This window comes from Roseibium aggregatum, from assembly GCF_017309185.1.
Classification (GTDB): domain Bacteria; phylum Pseudomonadota; class Alphaproteobacteria; order Rhizobiales; family Stappiaceae; genus Roseibium; species Roseibium aggregatum_B.
This window is the reverse complement of the sequence record NZ_JAEKJZ010000003.1, coordinates 329353-356036: the sequence shown is the minus strand read 5'-3', so window position 1 is coordinate 356036 and position 26684 is coordinate 329353. Positions and strand designations below refer to the sequence as shown.

Annotated in this window: 26 protein-coding genes; 18 read left to right on the top strand and 8 right to left on the bottom strand. The window is 61.8% G+C overall.

The window, feature by feature from the left end; all coding sequences use genetic code 11:
• Positions 1-28: 28 nt before the first annotated feature.
• Together JF539_RS16805 and JF539_RS16800 are read right to left on the bottom strand one after the other, a co-directional pair.
• The gene (locus JF539_RS16805; RefSeq protein ID WP_207141851.1) at positions 29-1555 is read right to left on the bottom strand and encodes an AMP-binding protein; all 1527 of its coding nucleotides are present in this window, start codon (positions 1553-1555) and stop codon (positions 29-31) included.
• A gap of 5 nt (positions 1556-1560) precedes the next feature.
• The gene (locus JF539_RS16800; RefSeq protein ID WP_207141850.1) at positions 1561-2331 is read right to left on the bottom strand and encodes an enoyl-CoA hydratase/isomerase family protein; all 771 of its coding nucleotides are present in this window, start codon (positions 2329-2331) and stop codon (positions 1561-1563) included.
• A 159-nt stretch (positions 2332-2490) separates the two neighbouring features.
• Between JF539_RS16800 and JF539_RS16795 the strand changes: the two genes are divergently transcribed.
• Positions 2491-3291 (top strand): IclR family transcriptional regulator, encoded by an 801-nt coding sequence (locus JF539_RS16795; RefSeq protein WP_207141849.1) that lies wholly within the window; start codon positions 2491-2493, stop codon positions 3289-3291.
• On the opposite strand, the gene JF539_RS16790 is transcribed toward JF539_RS16795, so the two are convergent.
• From JF539_RS16790 to JF539_RS16775, 4 genes are all read right to left on the bottom strand, one after another.
• Entirely contained in the window at positions 3292-3960 is a 669-nt protein-coding gene (locus JF539_RS16790; RefSeq protein WP_236042545.1) for an aspartate/glutamate racemase family protein, read from the bottom strand. It abuts the gene before it with no gap.
• A 47-nt stretch (positions 3961-4007) separates the two neighbouring features.
• The gene (locus tag JF539_RS16785; protein ID WP_207141847.1) at positions 4008-4715 is read right to left on the bottom strand and encodes a GntR family transcriptional regulator; all 708 of its coding nucleotides are present in this window, start codon (positions 4713-4715) and stop codon (positions 4008-4010) included.
• A gap of 107 nt (positions 4716-4822) precedes the next feature.
• Positions 4823-5944: an enolase C-terminal domain-like protein gene (locus JF539_RS16780; RefSeq protein WP_207141846.1), complete on the bottom strand. Its 1122-nt coding sequence runs from the start codon at positions 5942-5944 to the stop codon at positions 4823-4825.
• The gene (locus tag JF539_RS16775; RefSeq protein ID WP_328809255.1) at positions 5944-7647 is read right to left on the bottom strand and encodes a thiamine pyrophosphate-binding protein; all 1704 of its coding nucleotides are present in this window, start codon (positions 7645-7647) and stop codon (positions 5944-5946) included. The genes JF539_RS16780 and JF539_RS16775 overlap by 1 nt, the downstream gene beginning before the upstream one ends.
• Positions 7648-7932: 285 nt before the next feature.
• Between JF539_RS16775 and JF539_RS16770 the strand changes: the two genes are divergently transcribed.
• The 4 genes from JF539_RS16770 to JF539_RS16755 all read left to right on the top strand — a co-directional run bounded on the left by JF539_RS16770 (position 7933) and on the right by JF539_RS16755 (position 12134).
• Complete coding sequence (locus tag JF539_RS16770; RefSeq protein WP_209017367.1) at positions 7933-9186, top strand: NAD(P)/FAD-dependent oxidoreductase; 1254 nt, start codon at positions 7933-7935, stop codon at positions 9184-9186.
• 34 nt (positions 9187-9220) lie between these two features.
• Entirely contained in the window at positions 9221-10213 is a 993-nt protein-coding gene (locus tag JF539_RS16765; RefSeq protein ID WP_207141845.1) for a TRAP transporter substrate-binding protein, read from the top strand.
• A 72-nt stretch (positions 10214-10285) separates the two neighbouring features.
• A complete protein-coding gene (locus JF539_RS16760; protein WP_207141844.1) occupies positions 10286-10819 on the top strand; it encodes a TRAP transporter small permease in 534 nt (177 codons plus the stop codon).
• A gap of 4 nt (positions 10820-10823) precedes the next feature.
• A complete protein-coding gene (locus JF539_RS16755) occupies positions 10824-12134 on the top strand; it encodes a TRAP transporter large permease (RefSeq protein WP_207141843.1) in 1311 nt (436 codons plus the stop codon).
• A 58-nt stretch (positions 12135-12192) separates the two neighbouring features.
• Here the strand turns inward: JF539_RS16755 and JF539_RS16750 are convergent, their stop codons facing one another.
• Complete coding sequence (locus JF539_RS16750; protein WP_207141842.1) at positions 12193-13395, bottom strand: DUF3500 domain-containing protein; 1203 nt, start codon at positions 13393-13395, stop codon at positions 12193-12195.
• Positions 13396-13533: 138 nt separating this feature from the next.
• Here JF539_RS16750 and JF539_RS16745 point away from each other — a divergent pair, with 138 nt between their 5' ends.
• The 9 genes from JF539_RS16745 to JF539_RS16705 all read left to right on the top strand — a co-directional run bounded on the left by JF539_RS16745 (position 13534) and on the right by JF539_RS16705 (position 21589).
• Positions 13534-13848 carry a PepSY domain-containing protein gene (locus tag JF539_RS16745; RefSeq protein ID WP_207141841.1) on the top strand — a complete coding sequence of 105 codons (315 nt, stop codon included), beginning with the start codon at positions 13534-13536 and terminating at the stop codon, positions 13846-13848.
• A complete protein-coding gene (locus tag JF539_RS16740) occupies positions 13848-14513 on the top strand; it encodes a response regulator transcription factor (RefSeq protein ID WP_207141840.1) in 666 nt (221 codons plus the stop codon). The genes JF539_RS16745 and JF539_RS16740 overlap by 1 nt, the downstream gene beginning before the upstream one ends.
• Complete coding sequence (locus JF539_RS28020) at positions 14510-15871, top strand: sensor histidine kinase (RefSeq protein ID WP_207141839.1); 1362 nt, start codon at positions 14510-14512, stop codon at positions 15869-15871. The genes JF539_RS16740 and JF539_RS28020 overlap by 4 nt, the downstream gene beginning before the upstream one ends.
• 245 nt (positions 15872-16116) lie before the next feature.
• Complete coding sequence (locus tag JF539_RS16730) at positions 16117-17052, top strand: ABC transporter permease subunit (protein WP_207141838.1); 936 nt, start codon at positions 16117-16119, stop codon at positions 17050-17052.
• A 3-nt stretch (positions 17053-17055) separates the two neighbouring features.
• Complete coding sequence (gene livM / locus JF539_RS16725) at positions 17056-18390, top strand: high-affinity branched-chain amino acid ABC transporter permease LivM (RefSeq protein ID WP_207141837.1); 1335 nt, start codon at positions 17056-17058, stop codon at positions 18388-18390.
• Positions 18387-19232 (top strand): ABC transporter ATP-binding protein, encoded by an 846-nt coding sequence (locus tag JF539_RS16720; RefSeq protein ID WP_207141836.1) that lies wholly within the window; start codon positions 18387-18389, stop codon positions 19230-19232. Before livM ends, JF539_RS16720 begins: the two co-directional genes overlap by 4 nt.
• On the top strand, positions 19229-19960 hold the full coding sequence (locus JF539_RS16715; protein WP_207141835.1) for an ABC transporter ATP-binding protein: 732 nt from the start codon (positions 19229-19231) through the stop codon (positions 19958-19960). The genes JF539_RS16720 and JF539_RS16715 overlap by 4 nt, the downstream gene beginning before the upstream one ends.
• Positions 19961-19969: 9 nt before the next feature.
• Positions 19970-20338, top strand: a complete 369-nt coding sequence (locus JF539_RS16710; RefSeq protein WP_207141834.1) for a DUF6867 family protein — start codon at positions 19970-19972, stop codon at positions 20336-20338.
• A gap of 150 nt (positions 20339-20488) precedes the next feature.
• Entirely contained in the window at positions 20489-21589 is a 1101-nt protein-coding gene (locus JF539_RS16705) for a branched-chain amino acid ABC transporter substrate-binding protein (RefSeq protein WP_207142046.1), read from the top strand.
• Between the two features lie 183 nt (positions 21590-21772).
• Here the strand turns inward: JF539_RS16705 and JF539_RS16700 are convergent, their stop codons facing one another.
• Positions 21773-21934, bottom strand: a complete 162-nt coding sequence (locus JF539_RS16700; protein ID WP_207141833.1) for a hypothetical protein — start codon at positions 21932-21934, stop codon at positions 21773-21775.
• A gap of 139 nt (positions 21935-22073) precedes the next feature.
• On the opposite strand from JF539_RS16700, the gene JF539_RS16695 reads away from it, so the two are divergent.
• From JF539_RS16695 to JF539_RS27510, 4 genes are all read left to right on the top strand, one after another.
• Positions 22074-23168, top strand: coding sequence for an ABC transporter ATP-binding protein (locus JF539_RS16695; protein ID WP_207141832.1), 1095 nt, complete (start codon positions 22074-22076; stop codon positions 23166-23168).
• Positions 23169-23252: 84 nt separating this feature from the next.
• Positions 23253-24353 carry an extracellular solute-binding protein gene (locus JF539_RS16690; protein WP_207141831.1) on the top strand — a complete coding sequence of 367 codons (1101 nt, stop codon included), beginning with the start codon at positions 23253-23255 and terminating at the stop codon, positions 24351-24353.
• Between the two features lie 93 nt (positions 24354-24446).
• Positions 24447-25712, top strand: coding sequence for an ABC transporter permease (locus JF539_RS27515; RefSeq protein ID WP_236042531.1), 1266 nt, complete (start codon positions 24447-24449; stop codon positions 25710-25712).
• 9 nt (positions 25713-25721) lie between these two features.
• On the top strand, positions 25722-26576 hold the full coding sequence (locus JF539_RS27510) for an ABC transporter permease (RefSeq protein ID WP_209017366.1): 855 nt from the start codon (positions 25722-25724) through the stop codon (positions 26574-26576).
• Positions 26577-26684: the final 108 nt, after the last annotated feature.

Genomic DNA, 26684 nt, shown 5'->3' with positions numbered 1-26684 from the left:
GGCAGAGTACGTCAGGAGAGCGATAGCATCAGGTGGCCAGCCTGTCCCAGCTCCCTGAGACGTCCGTGCTAAGCTTGTGCTTCATGATCCGCTGGCTTGGCGTACGCTCGAACTCTTCGACCAGCTCCAGGTAGCGCGGCCGCTGATAGGCGGCGAGGCGTTCGCCGAGCCAGTCGGAAAAGGCCTGTAAATCGAGCACCTGCCCGGCCTTGGGCTTGACGAAGAGCTTGATGTCCTGCTCGCCGACCTCCGCGGCAACACCGATCAGGGCGCAATCCTCGACGGCCGGATAGCGTCCGGCGACGGTTTCGACCTCGAAAGCCGAGACGTTCTCGCCCTTGCAGCGCACGCTGTCGGTCAGGCGGCCGTGAAACCACAGGACTCCCTTGCCATCGATCGATCCGCAATCGCCGGTATGAAGCCTGCCGTCCCGCAGCGCCTTTTCCGTCGCTTCCCGGTTGTTCAGATAGCCCTTGAAAAGAGCTCCGGGCAAAGAGGTCTCCACGACGATCTCGCCTTTCTCGCCGGTCGGCACCGGCAAGCCGTCGTCATCGACGACCTCGACGGAAAACCAGGGCATGGGCCGGCCGACCGCGCCGACAACGCCCTCGTCGTTGCAGGTGGTGAGACTGGAGGCTTCCGTCATGCCGTAGCATTCCAGGATTTCCACGCCGAACCGTTCCTCGAACGCGGTCCAGATCTCCTTCGGACACCCACCGCCCCAGGCGACACGCACGGGATGGCTCCGGTCGCCCGGACCTTCCGGCTGCTTCAGAAGGATCTGCAGGATGCCGCCGAGATAATGAATATGGGTTGCGCCGCAGGTCCGGACCTGCTCCCAGAACCGGCTCGCACTGAAGCGCGCGACCATGGCCAGAACGACATCGGCCAGAAGCGGCAGGATAATGAGCTGGGCGCCGCCGATATGATAGAGCGGTTCCCACACAAGGAAAACGTCGCCGTCGTCCGCCCGGGAGAGATGCTTCACCGCCTCGCCCGACAGGCGCAGCATGCCGTGCGTGACCATGACGCCTTTCGGCCGCCCGGTCGTCCCGGAGGTGTACATGACCGCGAAAAGGTCCTGCGCCTCGGGTGGTGTTTCGGTAAAGGGCAGAGGCTTGTCGAAGATCGGCTCCAAAGCGCCGGCGCGCTCCGTATCGTCTGCGACAATCAGCTCAAGCCCGGTGAGATCGGCTCCGCAGGCGTCAATGGTTTCAAGCAGATCCCTGTTGCAGATCACCGCCCTGGCCGCGCAGTGCTGAAGGATGTAGGCCAGCCCTTCTCCCTTGAGCTGGGCGTTTACGGGCACCCAGACGACACCCGCCTTTGCGAGGCCGAACAGGATGGCAAGGGAAAACCGCGAATTGCGCATCATCACCGCGACGGCATCGCCGCGCCGGACACCTTCGCCGCGAAGGTGCGCCGCGAAGGTGTCCGACATCCTGTCCAGGTCACCAAAGGTTATGGCCTCGCCGTCGAAGGTCGCAAAGACCTTGTCCGGGCACGCCCCGGCCTTTTGCCGGAACGAGCGCACAAAGCAGGCAAGCTCGGTCAAAGCAGTTACCCCTTGCGCTTGCGCCGTGCTTCCAGAAACTCCTCCATCATCCGTGCGGGCTCCCCGGACGCATAGGCTTCCGCCTGGATCCGCGTGCCGGCCTCCAGACAGTCCCGAAAACCGGCTTCGGTCATTTCCCTGAAACGCTGCTTGTCGAGCCGCATGGCCACCGGCGGAAGGGCCGCCAGGTCTTCAGCCAGCCGGATGGCTTCCGGCATGACGTCTGGCTGGGGAACGATCCGATTTAGAATGCCTACCCGCTCGCACTCGTCCGCCTCCATCAGGCGGCCGGACAGGGTCAGGTCAATGGTGCGGGCAAGCCCCAGGATCTCCTTCATGATCCACGGACCTGTGGTGCTGGCGATGCCGGACTTGATTTCCGGCTGCCCCATGCGCACCCCCGGATGGGCCACACGGAAATCGCACAGAAGCGCAACCTGGAACGCGGACCCCGCGGCCACACCATTGAGCGCTGCGATCAGCGGTTTGGACAGCGAACGGATCGTCTCGTAAAGGGTTTCCCATTCGCCGACCCATTCCTTGCTGCGTTCCGGCGAGAAGGTTTTGGTTTCGTTGAGGTCCTGACCCGCGCTGAAGGCCCGATCGCCCGCCCCCGTCAGCACAATCGCCCTGATCGCTTCATCCGTTTCAAAAACCTTCAACGCCGCCACAAGCTGCTTGCGCATGGGGCTGTGCCAGGCATTCAGAACCTCCGGCCGGTTCAGGGTGATGATACCGACGGTCTTCCGCTGCTCAATCAGAACAAACTCATTCATCTGGATGCCTCTTCACACTCTACTATTGCAATACAATAACTCTTATTGCATTATGATAGTAATCGAAAATTACCCCTGTCAAGCTGACTCGCTTGCCGGAGCATTGTCTCGTGTCGGCACGTCTCTTGAGAGAGGCCTCTCGAAGCGGCACGGTCTTCAATGAAAAAAAGAACAAGCAAGGATCCGGTGGCCCGCGATCCCCTGATGGTCCATTCGGTGGAGAAGGCTTTCCGGGTCCTAGATCTGTTCGACGGCCACAGGCCTTCCCTGAGCCTTTCCCAGATTTCAGACGAGACCGGGATGGGCATGAGCGCCGCACAGCGTTTCACCCATACCCTTGCAGAGCTGGGCTACTTGAGGAAAAGCAGCGAGACACGGCACTACGAACTGACCGTGAAGGCTCTCGAGATGGGCTATCGTTACACCCATTCGAATACCCTCCTGGCGCAGGCCATGCCTTTCCTGCTGCACTTGAGCAAAACGACGGAGGAAACGGTCAATCTGACGGTTCCCGACGGCACCGAGATCGTTTTCGTCTCCCGTTTCATGAGCCGCCATGTGCTCAACAACGATGTCGTCATAGGAACCCGCCTGCCCGCCTATTGCACGTCGCCAGGACGTGCCCTGCTCTCCGGTCTGGCCGACAATGAGCTAAGCGAACTGCTTGGGCGCTCGGATCTCCGGCCGGTCACACCGTATACGATCTGGAACGAGGCCGAAGTGCTCGACCGGGTTCGCGCGGCCCGGCGCGACGGCTATGCCACGGCGTTCGAGGAATATTTCATCGGCGATCTGTCGGTCGCCGCCCCCATCTTCGGTCGCGCGGGGCGTCCGACCGCCGCCATCAATATCGGCGTTTCGCGGAGCCGCTATACACCGGAGGAAGCGGAAGAAAAATTCGCGCCGCTGGTGACGGCCGCGGCGCACTCCATCACCCTTGCCTATGGACAGAAACGGTAGTCACGGTGCCGGAAAGGTGCGCGGGACCAGGGCGCCCTGGAACCAGCGCACGAAATTCTCGATGGAATAGACAGGCAGTCCCGTTGCCCGGCGGATGTCGGCGGCATAGGGGATCATGTTGGTGCATTCCAGCACGATGGCGCCCAGATCGGAATTGTCCGCCTGAAGCCTGAGGGCTGCCTCGACATTATCCCGGCGCGCCAGCTCCACATCCAGTTCGAGCTCGTTGTCCAGGATGACCCGGGTGAATTCACACCCGCCTTCCGTTGTCCCAAGGGGTGTGCCTTCGGGAACACCGGCCTTTTCCAGGTGAAGCGGCGTCAGCGTGGAGCCGGAAATGGTCAGAACGCCCGCCCGCTTTCCCCCGGCCAAAGTCCGGTTGACCATGGCCACCTGCATGAGGGACGAGGTCAGCACCGGAACCGGAACGGCTTCCGCCAGCTCGTCCTGAAACAGGGCCAGAAAACCGCAATTCGTGGTAATTCCGTCGACGCCATCCGCCACAAGCTCGCGCGCCGCGCCGATGAAGGTGTCGAGCAGACCGCTTGCCTTGTTGCGCACGACCCGGTCTGGCGTGGCATCGCGCACCACCTTGTAAAGCACAGGAAAGGGCCAGGTCAGCGCATTGCCCATGTCGCCGGGGATTCTCGGGAACCGGGCCTCCAGCATAAGGATGCCGACACTTGCCCCGTAGACTGCCTTGCCGCCCGTAACTTTCACTGAGACACCTCTTCTCCAACGAGCTTGCGCTCGAAAATTTCTTCCGGTCCGGACACATAGATATTGGAATAGCCTTCCCGCACGGCGGCAACGACCTGATCCATGCGGCGCATCACATGGCCGCGCATGATGTCGGCCGCCTTGGCCACATCCTTTTTTTCGAGCGCCTGCATGATGATCTCATGCTCGCCCTTGGTCCGCACCACGGCCTCGGCCATCGCCACCCACCGGATGAAGCGCGTCCGCTCGTTGATCCGCTCAAGCTGCCTGACCAGCTCCGCGTTACCGCTGAGACGGGCAATCGCGACATGGAAGGCCTCGTCGCCGGCGGTTGCATCGCCGATCGTGCGGCCCGCGTAAAGCATGCCGTCCACGAACTCGGTCTCTTTCAGCTTCGCGATATCCTCGTCCGAGGCCCGCTCGCAGGCCAGTTGAACGGACATCACTTCGAGACATGCGCGCATTTCGTAGAGATCGAAGATGGACTGGGCGTCGAGCGCACGGCAGAAGAACCCCTTGCCGGCCTGAAACACGAGCAGCTGCTCCGTCACGAGCCGGTTCAACGCCTCGCGCAGCGGCGTGCGGCTGGCATTGAGCTCGCGCGCAAGGCTGACCTCGTTGATGCGCTCACCGGGACGCAGGTGAAAATTCACCGCCATCTCCTTCACCCGCGCATATAGGGTCTCGACCCGCGTCTCACTCATTCCATCCTCCCGCCGACACTCGGGGTCTCTTGGCACATTGCCGGGTGTTACTCAATATACGCCTCTGTATACATCCAGCGGTCTCGAACCGGCGACATGGTCACGATCTACTCCAGAACCTCCAGCCGGTAGCGGGCGAGCTTGTCCGGGTCGGGGACGCACCCAAGGCCCGGCACCTTCGGAACCTGCACCTTGCCACCGGTGACCGCGAAAGGCACCTGGGCGATATCGGCCTCCGCGTAATAGTTCGACATGTAGAACTCGCAGCCGAGCCGCAGATCGGGAACCGCCGCCATCAGGTGCGCCCCTGCCGCGTGGGCGATGGACGTCTCGAACATGCAGCCGCCATAGACGTCGATCCCGGCCGCGCGCGCGATGGCTGCAATCTGCAGCGCCCGGCGGATACCGCCGGACTTGGAGATCTTCAGAGAAAAGATATCGGCGACCCGGTTCATGGCGCCCCGGAAGGCATCCTTCGGATCGAACACGGATTCGTCCGCCATGATCGGCACGTCCACGGCCCGCGTGATCTCGGCCAGAACCTCGCGCTCATGCATCAGGACTGGTTGCTCGACGAAGGTCGGCGCGAAGCGTTCCAGGTCGCGCACCCGGCGGACGGCGTCATAGGCGGGAAGACCCTGATTGTAGTCGATCCTGAGATCCGCCTCCGCGCCATAGACCTCCCGCAGCCGCTCCAGGCGCATGACGTCGAAGGCATGATCGTTGAAACCGGTCTTCAGCTTGAAGATCCGCACCCCATCCGCCCAGAGCGCGGCGACGTCTTCCAGATCCTTGTCGAAATCCGGATTGGCGATGGAAAAGCTCATCGGAATTTCATCGCGGAACCGGCCACCGACCAGCTCGGCAATGGGAAGCCCGGCGATCTGTCCGGTCAGGTCCAGCAGTGCGGTCTCCAGCGCCGCCTTGGCTTCCGGGTGGCCGACCAGCACCTTGTCGGCCCGGTTCACCAGCACCTCGACCTGCAACGGATCGCTGCCGATCAGGAAAGGTCGGAAATAGGTATGCAAGGCCGCAGCATTGGCCTCGACGGTGCCGGTAAAGACCGGCCAGGGCGATGCCTCCCCCCATCCGGTCAGGCCGGTATCGGTGACAATCTCGACGAGCACCGCGCTGATGCCCGAGACATCGCCGGAGCCATGGGAATGGACCGCCTTCGCGGGGATATGCACCCGATGAACCCGAAGGCGTTCAATTCTGTGATCCGCCATCACGCAATCCACTCGCTGACCGGCGCATTCGCCTCGTTCAGCGGCTGGCTGATCACGTCGACCAGCGTCGGGCCGTCATGCTCGACCGCCTGACGCAGGACACTGTCCAGATCTTCCGGATTTTCCACCCGCCACGCCTTGACGCCGAAGGCCTCGGCCACCGCCTTGTGGTCGGTCCGGTTGAAGTCGACGGAAAAATAGCGCTCGTCGAAGCCGGTCTTCTGTCCGGCCTTGATCCAGCCGTAGACCGAATTGGAAAAGACGATGAAGGTGATCGGCATGTTCTTGCGGACCACTGTTTCCAGTTCGCCGCAGGTGAAGCCGAAGCTGCCGTCGCCCATGAGCGAGACGACCTTCTTGCCGGGCGCGCCGACGCTGACGCCCATGGCGGCCGAAAGCGCGTAACCGAGTGCGCCATGCGCGCGGTTGGAAAAGAGTGTCCGCCCCGTGGTGTTGAGTTCGTAGTAGGCGGAGAGATAGGGACAGGGCGTTCCCGGATCGCCGACGAGGATCGCGTCGTCGTCGAGAACCCGTCGCAGGGCCGCGATGGTCCGTTCCGGCCGAATGGGCGTCTCCGCCGTTCCGGAGAAACGGTTGAAGACCTCCCATTTCCTTGTCTTGAGCGGCGCGACGGCGCTCGCCCCGCCAAAGCCCGCTTGAGGACCGCGCGCCGCCAGCGCCCCGTTCAGCGCCTTCAAGGCCAGCCTTGCGTCGGAGACCAGGGCGGCCTCGGTCCGGTAGGACGCGCCGATCACTTCCGGATCGCTGTCGATATGGACGATCCGGGTCGCTTTGGAGGGATAACGCCACAGTTCCGTCGTCACCGAGCCTGCCCGGCAACCGATGAAGAGCACGAGGTCCGCCTTTTGCACCAGTTCGCGGGTCGCCGGCACACCACCGTTCGATCCGACCACACCGATATTGTTCGGATGGGTTTCGGGAATGGAGCCCTGACCGGAAATCGTCGTTGCCACGGCAATGTCGAGCGATTCCACGAATGAGACGAAGTCGGCCTCGCCGCCGGCGAGCACGATCCCGCCGCCACAGATCACCACCGGGAACTTGGCAGAGAGCAGCGCGTCCAGCGCCCCCTCGACAGCATCCGGGTCCGGTCCGGAGGGATAGGCCGGATAGGTCTGATGCGCCGGATCCGCCCAGATATCGTCCGGATTGGCCTCGCCGCGCTGAACGTCGATCGGCAGCCCCAGATGCGCGGTGCCCGGTCGGCCCGTCGTCATCTTGCGGAACGCGGTGCGCACCGTATCCGGTATGGCATCCGCGTGCTGGATGACCGTGTTGAATTTGGTCAGGGGCCGCATCAGACCTTCCTGATCCAGTTCCGTCAACGGATAATGGCCTTTTGAGCGCGTACCGACGTCGGAAGTGATCGCCAGAATCGGTACGGAGCTTTCATTCGCCTCCACCAGACCGGGCAGGATATAGGTCGCCCCGCCGCCGGACGGCCCCTCGCAGACGCCGACTTTTTTCGTCACCCGCGCATAGCCGTCGGCCATATAGGCGGCGCAGCGTTCGTCGCGGGTCAGGATGTGTTCGATCTTGTGATCCAGACGATATAGCGCGTCATAGAACGGCAGGGTTGTATCGCCGCACAGCCCGAAGATGTGCCGCACCCCATGCGCTTCCAGCATCCGCACCATCGCTTCCGCGCCGGTCATGGTGTTCGCCGTGTTCCGTTCCTTCACGTTCCAACTCCCGGTTGCCCATCCGAAGGGCGTGTTGACTTTGCATTACCGTCTGTATACAGATCAAAGTGCAGCGTCAAGTACAGAGAAAAATTCACAATTGCCTATTGAACGGATCGTCAAACGATGCACTAATCTCAAGGACTTACGTTCAGGCTTTTGAAAGCATGCCCATCCGGGGACAGCTTTCCGCTCCTTGAGGCAAATGAGAATTATCGTCAGGTAAGGGGAACCGGAGCGAATGGGGACTAGGCTGGGTTTTCTGGGGGACAGGGAGACCGGGACATGCCGATGAAGGCCGTGGTGATCGGCGGCGGCATCGTCGGCGTTTCAACCGCCATCTGGCTCCGTCGCATGGGGCTGGACGTCACGCTGATCGACCGGGACAAACCGGGTCAGGGAACCTCCTTCGGCAACGCGGGCGTTCTCGCCGCCTGTTCGAATGTGCCCGTAACGACGCCCGGACTGATCCTCAAGGGCCTCAAGCTTCTGCTCGACCCGGACTTTCCGCTTTTCCTGCGCTGGGGCTACCTGCCGAAGCTGCTGCCATGGCTTACGAAATACCTCGGCCACGCCAATGACGCCGACACCAGGCGGATCGCGACCGCCCTCAATCCGATTGTCGGCGATACCGTCGAGCAACATCTCTCCCTGACCGACGGCCTCGGCGCGCGCACCTTCGTTCAACAGAGCGACTATAATTTCGCCTACAGGGACCGGGCGGCCTTCGACGCCGACGCCTATGTGTGGGACCTTCGCAAGGCTTCCGGCTTCGAGCCGCGACTCATCGAGGGAGAAGAGGTTCAGGATTACGATCCGGCTTTCGGCCCCGCCGTCACCCTGCTCGCCTCCATGAAGGACCACGGCTTCGTTCTGGATCCGGGCGGTTATGTCGCCGCCCTTGCCAAGGATTTCGCCGCACTGGGCGGTGTCGTCGTCGAGGCCGAGGTAAAGGATTTCGACATTGAAGACGGTACGGTCACCAAAGTTCTGACCTCAGAAGGCCCATTCGACTGCGACAGGGTTGTCCTGGCGACCGGTGTCTGGTCTGCTCCCCTCATGAAGAAGCTCGGCCTGAACATACCGCTGGAAACCGAACGCGGGTACCACATTGTCTTTGAAGATCCCGAAGGCGGGCCGAAAGCACCGGCCATGGTCGCTTCAGGCAAGTTCGTCGCGACGCCGATGAGCGCGGGCCTGCGCTGCGCCGGCATTGTCGAGTTCGGCGGACTGGAGGCCGGTCCGAGCAAGGCTCCTCTCGAGCTCTTGCGCCGGAAGGTGAAGGAGACCTTCCCGAACCTGAAGTTCTCGCGCGAGGAACCCTGGCTCGGGCACCGGCCTGCGCCGAGCGACAGTCTGCCCTTGATCGGCGAGGTCAATGGCTCGGGGGTCTTCACGGCCTTCGGCCATCATCATATCGGTTTGACCGGCGGCCCGAAAACCGGCCGCCTGGTTGCGGGGCTCGTGGCGAACCAACCGGTGAACCTCGACCTCACCCCCTATGCGCCGGGACGTTTCAGTCACCAGGTGCCAAGATAAAAAAATCACCTTCCTTAAAACAACGGAGCGGAACATGAACAGATTGAAAACCACCTTGAAGGCCGCCGTGGCGGTTCTGCCGATGACGGCGGCTGCGGCTGTACCGGCATCCGCGGAAAAATGGGATATGCCGCTGGCCTATTCGGCGACCAACTTTCACTCCATGACGGCGGCGGAATTCGCCAAATGCGTGACCACCGGCACCGGCGGCGAAATCGAGATCGTCACCCATCCGTCCGGGTCGCTGTTCCCCGGCGCCCAGATCAAGCGCGCCATCCAGACCGGCCAAGTGCCGATCGGCGAGCGTCTGCTGTCCGGCCACCAGAACGAAAACGCCATCTTCGGGGTTGATTCCATCCCCTTCCTGGCAACCTCTTTCGATGACGCCGCGAAACTCTGGGATGCGGCCAAGGACCCGCTGACCGGCGTTCTCGCCGACCAGGGCCTGACCCTGCTCTACTCCGTGCCGTGGCCGCCGCAGGGCCTGTACTTCAAGGACGAAGTCAAGTCCGTGGACGACATGAAGGGCGTCAAGTTCCGCAGTTATTCCAACGCCACCTCGCGTCTGGCCGAGCTGACCGGCATGCTCCCGGTCACCATCGAAGCGGCTGAAATCAGCCAGGCATTCGCCACCGGCGTCGCCGACAGCATGATCTCCTCCGGCGCCACCGGATACGACCGCAAGGTCTGGGAGAGCCTCAACTACTTCTACGAGGTCGATGCCTGGCTGCCGCGCAACTACATCATGGTCAACTCCGATGTCTGGTCCGGCGTTTCCGATGCCAACAAGAACGTCATCAAGGGCTGTGCGGAACTGGCCGAATATGCCGGCACCTGGCGCGCCAAGGAATACACCCAGTTCACCTTGCAGGGGCTGCGCGACGGCGGCATGACCGTCGCTCCGCCGTCCGATGAGCTCAAGGCTCAGCTCAAGGAAATCGGCGAGACCATGACCGAGGAATGGCTCGCCGACGCAGGCGATCAGGGCAAGGCAATTGTCGATGCCTTCAAGGCCTCCGGCAACTAAGCTGACAGTCTGAGGCCGTTCCGGCGAACCCGGAGCGGCCTTTTTCCAAGTTACCAACGAATGAGGTGGGTGATGGCGTTCCTGCGGGGACTTCGCCGTGGTCTCGACTTTATCTATCTGGCGGCCGGCGTCGCCGCGGCCCTGTGCCTGATCGCGATCCTTTTGCTGATCGTTCTCCAGATGCTGGCGCGCTGGACCGGCGAGGTGTTTCCCGGCGCACCCGATTACGCCGGCTACACAATGGCGGCCGCTTCCTTCCTTGCCTTCGCCAATGCGCTGAACCGGGGCTCGCACATCCGTGTCTCGCTTCTGCTCAACGCCTTGCCTGAAAAGGCCTCGCGCTGGCTCGACGCCTGGTGTTTCCTGATCGGCGCGGCCATTACCTGGTATTTCGTCTATTACTGCTTCCGTTTCGTCTACTGGTCTTGGAAGTTCAACGACGTCAGCCAGGGCCAGGACCGCACCGCGCTCTGGATTCCGCAAATGCCGCTACTGGTCGGCAGCATCATCCTTGCCATCGCCCTGACCGATCACCTTCTTTACGTGGTCTTCCGTGGCACCCACCGGATCGAACGGGATCTGGCGGACCAGAGTTCGGGAGAGTAGATCCATGGAAAACCTTTCGATCGTCATTCTCTTCCTGTTCGTGCTGTTCACGCTTCTGGGCACCGGCGTCTGGGTCGGCCTGGCGCTGATGGGCGTTGCCTGGGTGGGCATGGAGCTGTTCACGACCCGCCCGGTCGGCGACGTCATGCTGACCACCGTCTGGTCCGCGTCCTCAAGCTGGACGCTGACGGCGCTGCCGCTGTTTATCTGGATGGGAGAAATCCTTTACCGGACCCGGTTGTCGGAAGACATGTTCAAGGGGCTTTCGCCCTGGATGGCCCGGTTGCCGGGCGGCCTGGTGCACACCAACATCGTCGGCTGCACGGTCTTCGCCGCCGTCTCCGGCTCGTCCGCGGCCACGCTGACCACCGTCGGCAAGATGTCGATCCCGGAATTGCGCAAGCGCAAATATCCGGAAAACATGATCATCGGCACCCTCTCCGGCGCGGCCACGCTCGGCCTGATGATCCCGCCGTCGCTCACGCTCATCGTCTATGGCGTGACCATCAACGAGTCGATCACCAAGCTGTTCTTCGCCGGCATCGTTCCCGGTCTGGTCCTGGCGATGATGTTCATGACCTATGTCGCCATCTACTCGAAGGTGTCCAGCAAGTGGCGACCGGACGTGGAAGATCCGATGACGTTCGCGGAGAAGCTCCAGAACTCCCGCTTCCTTCTTCCGGTCCTTGCGCTGATCGTCGTCGTCATCGGGTCCATGTATCTCGGCTACGCGACACCGACGGAGGCGGCTGCCTTCGGCGTGATCGGCGGACTGATCCTGGCCGCCAGCCAGGGTTCGCTGACCTGGAAGACCTTCACCGAGAGCCTGATGGGTGCGACCCGCACCAGCGCCATGATCGCCCTGATCCTGGCGGGTGCGGCCTTCCTGTCGCTCGCCATGGGCTTCACCGGCCTGCCGCGCGGCCTGGCGAATCTGATCGCCGCCTGGGACCTGAGCCGGTTCGAGCTCCTGATGGTGCTTCTGGTGTTCTACATCATCCTCGGCTGTTTCCTGGACGGCATCTCCTCGGTGGTGCTGACCATGGCCGTGGTCGAGCCGATGATCCGGGCTGCGGGCATCGACCTGATCTGGTTCGGCATCTTCATCGTGGTGGTGGTCGAAATGGCGCAGATCACGCCTCCCATAGGCTTCAACCTGTTCGTCATGCAGGGCATGACCCATCACGAGATGGGCTATATCGCCCGCACCGCGGTACCGATGTTCCTGATCATGGTCCTGATGGTCTTCGTCCTGATCCTCTTCCCGGACCTCGCCACCTGGCTGCCGGACAACCTGCGTCAGGGACCGAACTGAGACAACGCTCCGCTGGCGAGCCTGCAAAGGCTTTCCGGCGGAGCCCCTCCATTCCAACCTACTTTGCCTGGGGCCGATGCGGGTGTGAATGCCCGTGATCGGGATCGGCGGCGGCTTCTTCGTAGTGCTGCCGCAGGAGATCCCGGCCGTAATCGTTTCCGTTCGGCGTGCGGATGACGGTATGGACGTGCCTGCGCGACGGCAGGTTCCAGTCGCCCTCAAGCGCGATCAGGCCCTGGTGGTCGAATTCAATGAAAACGACCGGGCTCTGGATTCGGAAGTAATAGACACTCTCGTCATCCGTACCGCCCCGCCAGGCGAAATAGGTTTCGTCGAGGTGATCGAGCACTTCCATCATCTTGCGGCTCGCCTGGTCTTCCGGAAGGCTTTCCAGAAAAAGGGCGATCAGCCCCGTCAACGCCTTCAAGGTTTCCTGGTCCAGATCCTTCGCCGGCAGACCTTCGTAAGGCACCACGATATTGTCCTTGAAAAGCTCACCGAGCGCATTCGATCTGCCTTCCTTGCCGCCGATGATCGCCCGCTCGCGCAGGTCTTCAGGCAGGAGATGGAGAAAGGCCAGCCCTGCATCCTGCTCCTCCTGAAGGACTTCCGTGCCTGCATATTTGCCGCTCTGCGCACGAACCGGTTCGGACCCCATGAAGGTCGGGGTCATCACAAGCTGATCGCCCAGCAGGAAATAGTTGATCACCAGATGATGGCCTTCGAACTGCCAGCCCCAGGGTTCCTCGGAAGACGGGGTCCCGAAAACGGTCACCCAGTACTTGAACTCGCCATATTCCTCGAAGTTGTCGACCAGTTCCCCCAGATGATGATTGAGCCGCATGATGTCGCGTGAGGTCTCGTAGCCCTTGGCGCTGAGCGAGGCGCGCAACAGGTTGTATGTGGCTTCGCGCTGCGCATCGCTCATGTCTTCCATGGACAGACCGTTGCGCCCCGGGAACTGGTGAAAGTTCGACCAGTGCCGCCATTCGTCGCTTTCGACGGGATAAATCACGGTTTCCCGCACATCTTCCGGCAAACTGTCGAGAAAGCCCTGGGCCGCCGTGCGAACCGCGTCCATGGGAATACCGGTCGGCTCGATTTCGAACAGATCCGGCCGCGGCGTTCCGTCCGTCGTGACACCGACGAAAGGTTCGCCGAGCGCTTTCTCCGCCATGGACGTGAACTGGCTGTTTTGGGCAAGGGCGGAGCCGGGCGCCGCGAGCAGGGTTCCGGCGATGAGGGGCCATGCGAGTTTCATAATCGCTCCTTCAGATTGACCTGGGCGTCGGGACATTCGTCCGTCCCGGATGCTCGCACCATGACAAACCCGTCCTGACACGACGCTGACCCCTTCTGTCAGCTTGCTATCAGCTTGGCTCGGCTACATTCTGCCTCCATGAAGACCGGTCCCTTTCCCATTCTCGGCCTGATCGCCTGCCTGCTCGTGGCTGCCCCTGCCGCCGCGAGGAAGGGCTTCGATCAGGACGCGGCACGAGCGGCCGTGTTGCGCGGTGAAATATTGCCGCTTGGCGAAATCCTCGCGATCGCCGAGGCCGAAGTCGCGGGACGGGTAATCGAGGTCGAACTGGATAAACGTCACGGACGCTTCATCTACGAGTTCGAATTCATCACGCCCGAGGGACAGCTGATCGAATTGGAGATTGACGCAAGATCCGGGGAAGTGCTCGACCGTGAATTGGAGCTCAGGTGATGCGCGTGCTGGCCGTCGAGGACGATCCGCGCATCGCCGGTGATGTCGCCTCCGCGCTCACCGATGCGGGTTTCCGGGTTGAACTCTCCAAGGACGGTGAAGAGGCCTGGTTTCGCGGCGAAACGGAAGATTTCGACCTGATCGTGCTCGATCTCGGGCTGCCGAAACTGGACGGCCTCACGGTGCTCAGGCGCTGGCGCAGCGAAGGCCGCGACGTGCCGGTGCTGATCCTGACCGCCCGCGGCTCGTGGATTGAAAGGGTTGAGGGGATCGACTCGGGCGCCGACGACTACCTCGCGAAACCGTTCCAGATGGAGGAGCTGATCGCGCGCGCCCGGGCGCTCGTGCGCCGGGCGGCGGGCCGCAGCCACTCGGTCCAGGACATCGGAAAGCTGACGATAGATCTGAACCGCATGCAGGTCCGGGTGAGCGGGCGGTCCGTGGATGCCACCGCCCTGGAGTTCCGCCTGCTTGCCTATCTAGCCGTTCACCATGAGCGGGTGGTGCCGCCGGGCGAATTGCTGGAGCATCTTTACGGCGACGACGACGCCCGCGAGATCAACGCCCTGGAAGCCGTCGTTGCAAGGCTGCGCAAGAAACTCGGCGCGGGAATAATCGGTACGCGGCGCGGCTTCGGCTATTACCTGTCGGACAGCGGCCCGTGACAAGGCTTTCCCTGAAAGCCCGTCTCGCTTTGGCCGGTACCCTTGCCATCCTGGCCGCGCTCGGGTTGTCCGCCATCGGGCTCACCGCACTTTTCGGCAGCCACGCCGAACGCAGGGCAGCGCTGGAGCTTTCGGTCCATCTGGACCAGCTGCTTTCCGGTCTGGAACAGCAGGACACGCGTCTTGCAATGACGATCTCGCCCGCCGACCCGCGTTTTGACCGGCCCTACAGCGGACTTTACTGGCAATTCGCGGCGGATGGGAAGGTCCTTCGCTCACGCTCGCTCTGGGATTTTGAACTCCCCCTCGCTCAGGCGGGAGCGGGAGCGTCACCCCGGTCCTCAGGTCTGTACGAGCTTCCGGGCCCCGATCGAAAACCGGTTCTCGCGTTGATCCGGAACGTGACCTTGCCGGTCGATGACGGCGGGACCGAAGTAACGGCGGTTGTGGCGCTCGACAGCACGGAGATCGCCACGGCCCGCTGGAAATTCGCGGTGGATCTTGCGCCTTACCTCCTGCTCCTGGGTGGCGCGCTGGCCATGGCGGGCTGGCTGCAAATGACGGTTGGCCTCAGGCCTTTGCGCGCGCTGACAAAAAGAACCGCGGCGCTGCGGCGCGGCGACGCCGCGAGAATGGGCGGTGATTGGCCGGCGGAAGTCGAGCCACTGGCACGGGAAATCGACGAATTGCTCTCGGCCCGCGAAAGTGACGTTCAACGTGCCCGGGCCCGGGCCGGCGATCTTGCGCACGGGCTGAAAACGCCGCTTCAGGCGCTGCTCGGGGAAGCGGGCCGCTTGCGCGAACGAGGCGAAACGCAGACCGCCAACGACATCGTCATGATCGCGCGCTCCATGCAAAAGCGGATCGAACGGGAACTCGTCCGGGTTCGCACACAAGGCGCCCAGCGGCGCACTGCCTGCAATGCGGCGACGGTCGTTGAGGGGGTTGTCGCAGTGCTCCAGCGAACCCCGGAAGGCGGAGCGCTGGATTGGGATATCCAGGTCCCCGGCAACGTCGATGTCTGCATCGACGCGACCGACTTTTCGGAAGCCTTCGGAGCGCTTGCCGAAAACGCGGCCCGCCACGCCCGTAACCGCATCACCGTGAGCGCCAGGACCGACGGCAGCACCCTGGTGCTCGATCTTCGAGATGACGGTCCCGGGATCCGCGAGGACCGTCTGGCGCGCCTTCGAAACGGTCAGGAACGCGCCGACGAAAGCGCTACCGGTGACGGCCTGGGATTGGCGATCGCCCGGGAGGTCGTTGAGACGGCCGGTGGCAGCATTGACCTTGCCAACACCGACACCGGATTTCGGGCCCGGATCGCGCTCTTGTCCAAAAAGTCAAAATTCGGCTAGCAACCGGTTCGCCGCTCGGCAAAAGGCTCGAAATCCTGTCGCCAAATCTCTTTCCTATGAGAAAGATTTTCTTGTCACAAAGAAAAATATTTTCGCTTAACGCCGATTTCAGAAATGAAATATTTTTCTCAAGCACGCATTGCGAGAGGAATTGTCTAAGCTAAATCGTCTTGGTAATGAAATTGTAACGAAGGTGACAAGCCTCGACAGCAAACGGCCAAGCGACCGGGGGTAATAATAACAATATGGAATATTTTCTGCAGCAGCTGATCAACGGCGTGACGCTCGGGTCGATCTATGGCCTTATCGCCATCGGCTACACGATGGTCTACGGCATCATCGGCATGATCAATTTCGCCCACGGCGACATTTTCATGGTCGGCGCGTTCATCGCGCTGATTTTCATCGTGGCATTCGGCATCACGGCATCGCTGCCCGTGGTCCTTCTCATCCTCGCGCTGATCGCCGTTCTGGTCGCCTCCATGGCGCTGACGGCCGCCTGGGGCTGGACGGTTGAGCGCCTCGCCTATCGCCCGCTGCGCGGTTCCTTCCGCCTCGCACCGCTGATCACGGCCATCGGAGCGTCCATCGCCCTTCAGAATTTCGTCCAGATCTCGCAAGGCGCGCGCAACAAGCCGTTGCAGCCGCTGATTTCCGGCGGCTTCACCCTGAGCGACGGCGGCGCGGACGGCGAAGGCTTCATTGTCCAGCTCTCCTATTCACAGATCCTGATCATCCTCGTCACGACGGCGCTGATGATCGGGTTCACCCTGCTGATCAGCAAGACGTCTCTCGGCCGTGCGCAACGCGCCTGCGAACAGGACCGCAAGATGGCCTCGCTGCTCGGCATCAACGTCGACCGGACGATATCCCTCACCTTCGTCATGGGCGCCGCGCTCGCCTCGGTCGCAGGTCTGATGTTCCTGCTCTACTACGGGGTGATCGACTTCTACATCGGCTTCCTGGCGGGCGTGAAAGCCTTCACCGCGGCCGTTCTGGGCGGCATCGGCTCCCTGCCCGGCGCCATGCTCGGCGGTCTGCTCATCGGCCTGATCGAAACCTTCTGGTCCGGATATTTCTCCGTGGAATACAAGGACGTCGCGGCTTTCTCGATCCTCGCCATCGTGCTGATCTTCATGCCCGAAGGTCTGCTCGGCAAGCCGGAAGTGGAGAAGGTCTGATCGATGTCTGCCAAATCCGATAACCTGCTTGCGGTCTCGCTCAAGGATGCGGCTGCCGGCGGCCTGATCGCGCTCGCCCTGTTCAGCGTGCTGATCGGCATGAAGGCCGAAGTCGCCAGCGGCCTCGGCGGCCAGCTCGGCATCGAGTACCGCTGGGTGGCCGTTGCGATCGCGGTCGCGGTCGTCTTTGGTGGCCGGCTGCTCCTGAACCTGTTCGTCTGGAAGGCCGACAAGCCGGTCACCGAAACGGCTGGCAGCTTCATGCCGAGCGCAAAGATGCTGGCGCCGCTCGGCAAATACGCCATGCCGCTGTTCCTGATCCTCGCCGTCGCGCTGCCTTTCCTGCTGCTTTCCGCCTACGGCGCCCGGGGCTCGCGCCAGTATCTCGACCTTGCCATCCTGGTGACCACCTATGTGATGCTGGGCTGGGGCTTGAACATCGTGGTGGGCCTGGCCGGCCTTCTGGATCTCGGCTATGTCGCCTTCTACGCGGTCGGCGCCTATTCCTACGCGCTGCTGGCACAGTATTTCGGCTTCTCCTTCTGGATCTGCCTGCCGCTCGCCGGCATTCTGGCCGCCTTCTGGGGGATCATCCTGGGCTTTCCGGTGCTGCGCCTGAGAGGCGACTACCTGGCCATCGTGACGCTCGCCTTCGGCGAGATCATCCGGGTCGTCCTGCTCAACTGGTATGAGTTCACCGGCGGTCCGGACGGCATCTCCGGCATCCCGCGCCCGAGCTTCTTCGGCCTCGAGTTCAAGCGCGGAGAAGGCGGTTTCGCCGACACCTTCGGTCTCGACTACAGTTCGATCCACCGGATCATCTTTCTCTACTACCTCATTCTGATCATGGCGCTGATCACCAATTTCGTCACCATGCGCCTGAGAAAGCTGCCCGTCGGCCGCGCCTGGGAGGCTCTGCGCGAGGATGAGATCGCCTGCCGCTCGCTCGGCATCAACACCACCAATACCAAGCTCACCGCCTTCGCGCTCGGGGCCATGTTCGGCGGCTTCGCGGGATCTTTCTTCGCCACCCGCCAGGGGTTCATCTCTCCGGAAAGCTTCACCTTCATCGAATCCGCCGTGATCCTGGCCATCGTGGTGCTCGGCGGTCTCGGCAGCCAGATCGGCGTGGTCATCGCGGCCATCGTCATGATCGGCGGCTTCGAATTTTTCCGGGGACTTGAGGAATACCGCATGCTGGTCTTCGGCCTGCTCATGGTCGTCATCATGGTCTGGAGGCCGCGCGGCCTGATTTCCACCCGCAATCCGTCGATCACCTTGAGCGGCAAGAAGGCCAAGGGCATCAGCGCCGATCTCGTGCAGGAGGGCCACGGATGAGCGCCTGGGATACCAACCCCGTCCTGACCATCGAGCACCTGACCATGCGCTTCGGCGGCCTGGTCGCGATCGACGACCTGTCCTTCAACGTCGGGCGCGGCGACATCACCGCGCTGATCGGCCCGAACGGCGCCGGCAAGACGACGGTGTTCAACTGCGTGACCGGCTTCTACAAGCCGACCGAGGGGCGGATCGTCATGAACCGGTCCAACGGCGAGCATTATCTGCTGGAACGCATGCCGGACTTCCAGATCTCGGCGCAGGCCAAGGTCGCCCGTACCTTCCAGAACATCCGCCTGTTCGGCGGCATGACCCTTCTGGAAAACCTGATGGTGGCCCAGCACAATCCGCTGATGCTGGCCTCCGGCTATTCGCTCGCCGGGATCTTCGGCCTTGCGTCCTTCCGCAAGGCTGAACGCGACGCGGTCGAAAAGGCCCGCTACTGGCTGGACAAGACCAACCTGATCGACCGGGCGGACGCACCGGCCGCCGATCTGCCCTACGGCGACCAGCGCCGCCTGGAAATCGCGCGCGCCATGTGTTCCGGACCCGAGCTTCTCTGCCTCGACGAGCCGGCCGCCGGGCTGAACCCGAAGGAGAGCGCGGAACTGAACGCGCTCTTGCAGTACATCCGCAAGGAACACGACACCTCGATCCTTCTGATCGAGCACGACATGAGCGTTGTCATGGAAATTTCCGACCACGTCGTGGTGCTGGACTACGGCGAGAAGATCTCCGACGGCAGCGCGGCCGAAGTCAAGGACGACCCGAAGGTGATTGCCGCCTATCTCGGCGTCCCGGACGAGGAAGTCGACACGGTTGAAGAGGAGGTCGGCCTGTGACGACACCAAACCACCTTCTCGAAGTCCGCAACGTCGAAACCCACTACGGCAAGATCATCGCCCTGCGCGGCGTCGACCTGATCGTGGACAAGGGCGAGATCGTGACCCTGATCGGCGCCAACGGCGCTGGCAAGTCAACCCTGATGATGACCATCTGCGGCACGCCGCAGGCAAGCTCGGGCGAAATCTTCTACGACGGCGAGGAGATCACCCGGATGCCGACCCACGAGATCATGCGCAAGTCGATTGCGCAGTCTCCCGAAGGACGGCGGATCTTCCCGCGCATGAGTGTGATGGAAAACCTCGTCATGGGTGCGGAAACCGCCGGCAACGAAGACCTTGAGGGCAGCCTCGCGCGCGTGTTCGACCTGTTCCCGCGGCTGAAGGAACGCCGCAACCAGCGCGGCGGCACCCTGTCCGGCGGTGAACAGCAGATGCTGGCCATTGCCCGCGCGCTGATGTCAAGGCCGCGGCTCTTGCTTCTGGACGAACCCTCGCTCGGGCTGGCGCCGCTGATCGTGAAACAGATCTTCGACGCGATCAGGGACCTCAACCGCGACGACGGACTGACCGTGTTCCTGGTGGAGCAAAACGCCTATCACGCCTTGAAACTGGCGCACCGGGGCTATGTGATGGTGAATGGCAAGATCACCATGTCGGGAAGCGGACAGGAACTGCTCGCCCGCGAAGACGTCCAGGCGGCGTATCTCGAAGGCGGCAGGCATTAGGAGCACGGTATGGGTATTCTCTACGAAACAGGTATCGGCGTTTTCCTGATCCTCTTGTGCGCACTCGGCGGCGGCGCGGCCTGGATGACCGGACGCGCCTGCGCCAACACCTGGCGCCCGCTTTGGGTTCTGTTCTGGTTCGTCTTCCTTCTGACGCTGGCGATCCGCTTCCTGACCTTCGCCCTCTTCGAGGGAACGCTGCTGTCCGTCCACTATCTCGTCGTGGACTATCTGGTCCTGCTGGCGATCGGGCTGGCGGGATGGCGCTATACGCGAACGGGCCAGATGACGACGCAATATGTCTGGCTTTACGAAAAGACAGGCCCCTTCACTTGGCGGTTGCGCGAGGGCGAAACCGACCGTTACGCTGAAGGCTGACAGATACCAGGGGCACGGATCGCGTGCCCATGGAGAACCGGCCGGGGTACGGGCGAACAAGAAAACAAGGCGTTCGCAGCCCGGCCAAAACCGGAAGCATTTGCTTCTTGTCCAACACGGTCCAGGTACCTGGAACCAGGGGAGTTGATGATGAAGAAATATCTTTTGGCGAGCGTTTCCGCGGTGGCCGGCATTGCCATGTCCACGGCGGCTTTTGCGGATATTGTTATCGCGACAGCCGGCCCGATGACCGGTCAGTACGCTTCCTTCGGCGCACAGATGAAGGCCGGTGCCGAGCAGGCCGTGGCCGACATCAACGCCGCTGGCGGCATCAATGGCGAAAAGCTGGTTCTGGAAATCGGCGACGACGCCTGCGACCCGAAACAGGCCGTCGCGGTTGCGAACCAGATGGTCGGCAAGGGCGTGGTCTTCATGGCCGGCCATTTCTGCTCCGGATCCTCGATCCCCGCGTCCGCCGTCTATGCGGAAGAAGGCATCGTTCAGATCTCTCCCGCCTCCACCAACCCGAAGTTCACCGACGAGCGCCCGGGACCGGGCATCTACCGCGTCTGCGGTCGTGACGACCAGCAGGGCCAGGTTGCCGGAACCTATCTCGCGGAAGAATTCGGCGACAAGAACATCGCCGTCGTTCACGACAAGACCGCCTACGGCAAGGGTCTGGCCGACGCCACCAAGGCCGTCATGAACAGCCTCGGCAAGGAAGAAACCCTGTATGAAGCCTACACCGCCGGTGAAAAGGACTACACCGCGCTGGTTTCCAAGCTGAAACAGGAAAACGTCGATGTTCTTTATGTCGGCGGCTACCACACCGAAGCCGGCCTCATGAAGCGCCAGATGGTTGACCAGGGCATGGACACCATCCTGGTTTCCGGCGATGCGCTCGTGACCGACGAATACTGGTCGATCACCGGCCCGGCCGGCGAAGGCACACTGATGACCTTCTCCCCGGACCCGCGCAAGAACCCGGTCGCCGCTCCGGTCGTGAAGGCCCTTGAAGACGCCGGCAAGACCGCCGAAGGCTATGCGCTCTACACCTACGCCGCGATTCAGGCCTGGGCTGATGCCGCCAAGGCCGCCGGCAGCACCGACTACGATCCGGTTGTCGCGGCCCTCGACGGTGGCGACTTCAAGACGGTTCTCGGCGACCTGTCCTTCGACGCAAAAGGCGACGTCTCCCTGCCGGGTTATGTCTGGTACGAATGGAAAGACGGCAAGTACGACTACAAGTAAGCCGTAAGGTTTCAACCGGCTGACTTTCACTCGCGCCCTGTCCGGTCCGCCGGGCAGGGCTCATGCGTTGAGGCGCGCCGAGGGGATCTGGCGCGGGAAACCTCCGACCGTTTCGAAATGACGTAGCCGGAGCATTCCATGACGCAATACAGCTCCCACTCCAAGACATTTTGAAAAAAACTCTTATAAAAGCGCAAAAACGCGCAGCACTGCACAGTAGAGACACCGCCCCGGAGCAAGACCTTCTTTCTCCGGCGTTTCAAGTTGAGTAATAATCTTCCCGATTGCGCCGCAATGCAAAATATTCAGCCGATAGTTGATTAAAAAATAAACATTTTTTTTCATTGCCCCCTTTCCATGCCGCTGCATTTTTGTTTTTCTAGGCGCGATCGCATCTGTCGACTGCTCCTTGGGAAGGGGCCCTCCCCGAGAGGCAGCTGGTTGTGCGATCCATAATAATGAACGAACCAGACTTGGGGACAAAATGGCGAAGACACGGGGCGCTGCTGTTCACTATGACAGCGTTCAAAAAAGCTATGACGGGGTATCGCTCGTCGTAAAGAACCTCAATCTCGACATCCCGCCAGGCGAATTCCTGACCATGCTCGGTCCGTCCGGTTCCGGCAAAACCACCTGCCTGATGATGCTGGCAGGATTCGAACCGGCCACCCACGGTGAAATCTACCTGAACGAGCGACCGATCAACAACGTGCCGCCGCACAAGCGCGGCATCGGCATGGTCTTCCAGAACTACGCCCTTTTCCCCCATATGACGGTCGCCGAAAACCTGGCGTTTCCGCTGCAGGTCCGCAATGTCGGCAAGGCGGAGCAGCAGGAAAAGGTCAAGCGCGCCCTGGAGATGGTCGAGCTGGGCAGCTTCGGCAACCGCCGCCCGGCACAATTGTCCGGCGGTCAACAGCAGCGCGTCGCCGTGGCCCGCGCACTCGTTTTCGATCCTGAACTGGTCTTGATGGACGAGCCGCTCGGCGCTCTCGACAAGCAGCTGCGCGAGCAGATGCAGTACGAGATCAAGCACATTCACGAAAACCTGGGCGTTACGGTCGTCTATGTGACCCACGACCAGACCGAAGCCCTGACGATGTCGGACCGGGTCGCCGTGTTCAACGATGGCGTCATCCAGCAACTGTCGACGCCGGACGATCTTTACGAAGACCCGCAGAACTCCTTCGTCGCGCAGTTCATCGGCGAGAACAACAAGCTGAACGGCAAGGTCGTCGACATTCAGGGCGAGGAATGCCTCGTCGAACTGGACGACGGCACCAAGCTCAAGGCCGACAAGGTCAATGTCTCCGAGGTCGGAGACAGAACAACCTTGTCCCTGCGGCCCGAGCGCGTCGAATTCGACACCCACGACCAGATGGACAATCTGGTCAACGGCCAGATCGAAGAACTCATCTATCTCGGCGACCACATCCGCGTTCGCATGAACGTCGCCGGCAACGACGAGTTCATCGTCAAGGTTCGCAACCGTGGAGAGAAACGGAAGCTGACGGTCGGCGAAACGGTCCCGGTGGGCTGGGCGCTGAACGACTGCAAGGCACTCGACGCTGTTGTGTGAAATCGCCGGGCGGACGGCTCGCGTCCGCCAGCGACAACGACGGAACACAATCCGTTAAATCCTAAAAGAGGGAGCTAACTCACTATGAAGCTCAAAACTGTAATTCTTGCAGGCACCGCTCTGGCATTCGCCGGTCACACGGCGCTTGCCGCGGACATGACGCTCGTCTCCTGGGGCGGCGCATACCAGGCGTCCCAGAAGAACGCCTACACCGATCCCTATGTCGCCCAGAACCCGGACGTCACGGTGATCTGGGACGAGTCGTCTCCGGAAGCCGTCGCCAAGCTGCGCGCCATGAACGAAGCCGGCAACATCACCTGGGACCTTGTCGACGTGGAAGCCGCCGACTCCATCCGCCTGTGCGACGAAGGCCTGGCGATGGAAATCGACCCGGACACCGATCTCGCCGACGCTCCTGACGGCACCAAGGCGTCGGAAGACTTCGGCGACATGCTTGTCTCCGAGTGCTTCATCCCGCAGATCGTGTTCTCCACGACCTTCGGTTACCGCACCGACATGGTTCCGGACGGTGTCGAGCCGCCCACCAGCGCCTGTGACGTGTTCGACCTGGAAAAATACCCGGGCAAGCGCGCGCTCAACAAGCAGCCGATCGCCAACATGGAGTGGGCCCTGCTGTGTGACGGCGTTGCTTACGAAGACGTCTACACGACCCTGGAAACCGAGGAAGGCGTTGCCCGCGCCCTGGCCAAACTGGACACCATCAAGGACGAAACGATCTGGTGGAGCGCTTCCGCGGAGCCGGTCCAGCTTCTCGCCGACGGCGAAATCTTCATGGGCTCCGCCTATAACGGCCGTCTCTTCTCGCTCATCGAAGAGCAGAAGCAGCCGGTCGGAATGGCCTGGGACTGGCAGATGTTCGATCTCGACGGCTGGGTGATCCCGGCAGGTCTTCCGGAAGATCGTCTCGAAGCCGTGAAGAAGTTCGTTCACTTCGCAACCGACACGCAGCGCCTCGCTGACCAGGCCAAGTACATCTCCTACGGTCCGGCCCGCAAGTCTTCGGCACCGCTCGTCGGCAAGCACGCAACGCTCGGCATCGACATGGCTCCGCACATGCCGACCGATCCGAACAACGCCAAGAACACCTTTGTGAACAACTACAACTGGTGGGCGGATTACCGCGATGACCTGGACGCTCAGTTCCAGGCCTGGCTTGCCAAGTAAGCACTTAGCCAACGATCCGGGCCGCTACGGCCCGGATCACCTTCGTTCGGACCGGTTCTGGCCTTTTGAGAGGCCGCAAGAAGATTGACTTCCATGAGCAATACGGCAAACGCGGAAATGCTGACGACACAGGACGGAAAACCGCTCAAGGCGGCGCTGTCCAGGGCCCTGTTCCGGGAGAAGATGCGCTCCCTCATGCTGATCGCGCCTCTCCTGATTTTTGTGCTCCTGACCTTTGTCGCACCGATAGTCGACATGCTGTGGCGCTCGGTCGAAAACAAGATCGTTTCCGACACGCTGCCTGAGACCGTCGTCGTGCTTCAGGAATGGGACCCGGCCACGGGCGAAGCCCCGGACGAAGCGGCCTATGAAGCGCTTTACAACGACCTCAAGATCGCGGTAGCCGAAAAAACGCATACCCGTCTCGGCTCGAGACTGAACTACGAAAAGAGCGGCATCTCCAGCCTGTTCCGCAAGACCGGACGACGGATCAAGCGCATGGACGAAGCCGGACCTTTCAAGGAACAATTCCTGGAAGCGGATGGCAAATGGGGAGACGTCGAGGTCTGGCAGGTTCTCAAGCAATTGTCGCCCCGCTTCACCGGTGGCTATTTCCTGAACGCGGTCGACGCCGAGCAAACGCCCGAAGGCATCCAGATGAAGCCTGACGAGGACCGGATCTATCTGTTCCTGTTCGGCCGAACCCTGTTCCTGTCGATCATGATCACGATCTCCTGCCTGCTGCTGGGCTATCCGATCGCCTTTCTGCTTGCTTCGCTGCCGCTGCGCAGTTCCAATCTTCTGATGATCCTTGTGCTTTTGCCTTTCTGGACCTCCCTGCTGGTGCGCACCTCCGCCTGGAAGGTCCTGCTGCAGCAACAGGGGGTTATCAACGACTTCCTGGTCTGGATCGGCTTGATTTCCGACGCGAACAGACTGGTTATGATCAACAATCAGACCGGCACGATCATCGCCATGACCCACATCCTGCTGCCGTTCATGATCCTGCCGCTCTACTCGGTGATGAAAACCATCTCGCCCTCTTATGTCCGGGCGGCGAAAAGTCTCGGCGCGAACGACTGGATCGCTTTCTGGCGGGTCTATTTCCCGCAATCGGTCCCGGGAATCGGTGCTGGCGCCGTGCTCGTGTTTATTCTGTCGATCGGCTATTACATCACGCCTGAACTGGTCGGTGGCACCTCCGGTATCTTCATCTCCAACCGGATCGCCTATCACATCTCGTCGTCTCTCAACTGGGGCCTCGCGGCCGCCCTTGGAACCCTGCTCCTCGTGGCCGTGCTGGTGCTGTTTGTGGTCTACGACAAGATCGTCGGCATCGATAACGTGAAGCTCGGATAGGAGGACGATATGAGCGCACTTCCCCCATACGCCTCCCCGCTGCAGCGGACCTGGTTCTACACCTTCCGGCTCCTCTGCGGACTGATCTTCTTCTTCCTGATCTTTCCGATCCTGGTGATCCTGCCGCTGAGCTTCAACGCCCAGGACTTCTTCACCTTCACCAAGGAAATGCTGGCGCTGGATCCGGCAGGCTATTCGTTCAAGCATTACCATGACTTCTTCACCAACCCGGACTGGCAGCAGGCGCTGACCAATTCCGTGCTCATCGCACCTGTCGCGACGCTCCTGGCGACAAGCTTCGGCACGCTGGCGGCGATCGGCCTGTCCCAGTCGCATGTGCCGTTCAAGTCGGCGATCATGGCCATTCTCATCTCACCGATGATTGTGCCGCTGATCATTTCCGCTGCGGGCATGTATTTCTTCTATTCCCGTATCGGACTTCAGGGCACCTACTGGGGCGTGGTGCTGGCTCACGCAGCGCTGGGAACGCCGTTCGTGATCATCACGGTCACGGCCACACTCGTCGGCTTCGACCGGTCGCTGGTGCGCGCTGCCGCCAGCATGGGCGCGAACCCGGTCACCACCTTCTTCAAGGTGCAGATGCCGCTGATCGTTCCGGGCGTCGTCTCCGGCGCGCTGTTCGCCTTCATCACCTCCTTCGACGAAGTGGTGGTGGTCCTGTTCCTCGGCTCCGCAGGTCAGAAGACACTGCCCTGGCAGATGTTTACCGGATTGCGCGAACAGATCTCGCCGACCATTCTGGCGGTGGCTTCCCTGATGGTGGCCATTTCCATCGTCCTCTTGACCGTGCTGGAGTTTCTGCGCCGCAGGTCGGAACGTCTGCGAGGTATGACGCCGGGGTGATCCCGGCACGGGCGGACAGCCGCCCTGCTGCTTTCAAAACGTGAGCCGGTGGCGGAACGCCAGTCATCGGGTGGAAACGGATCCGTTTCCCGGTAGCAAGACAATCTG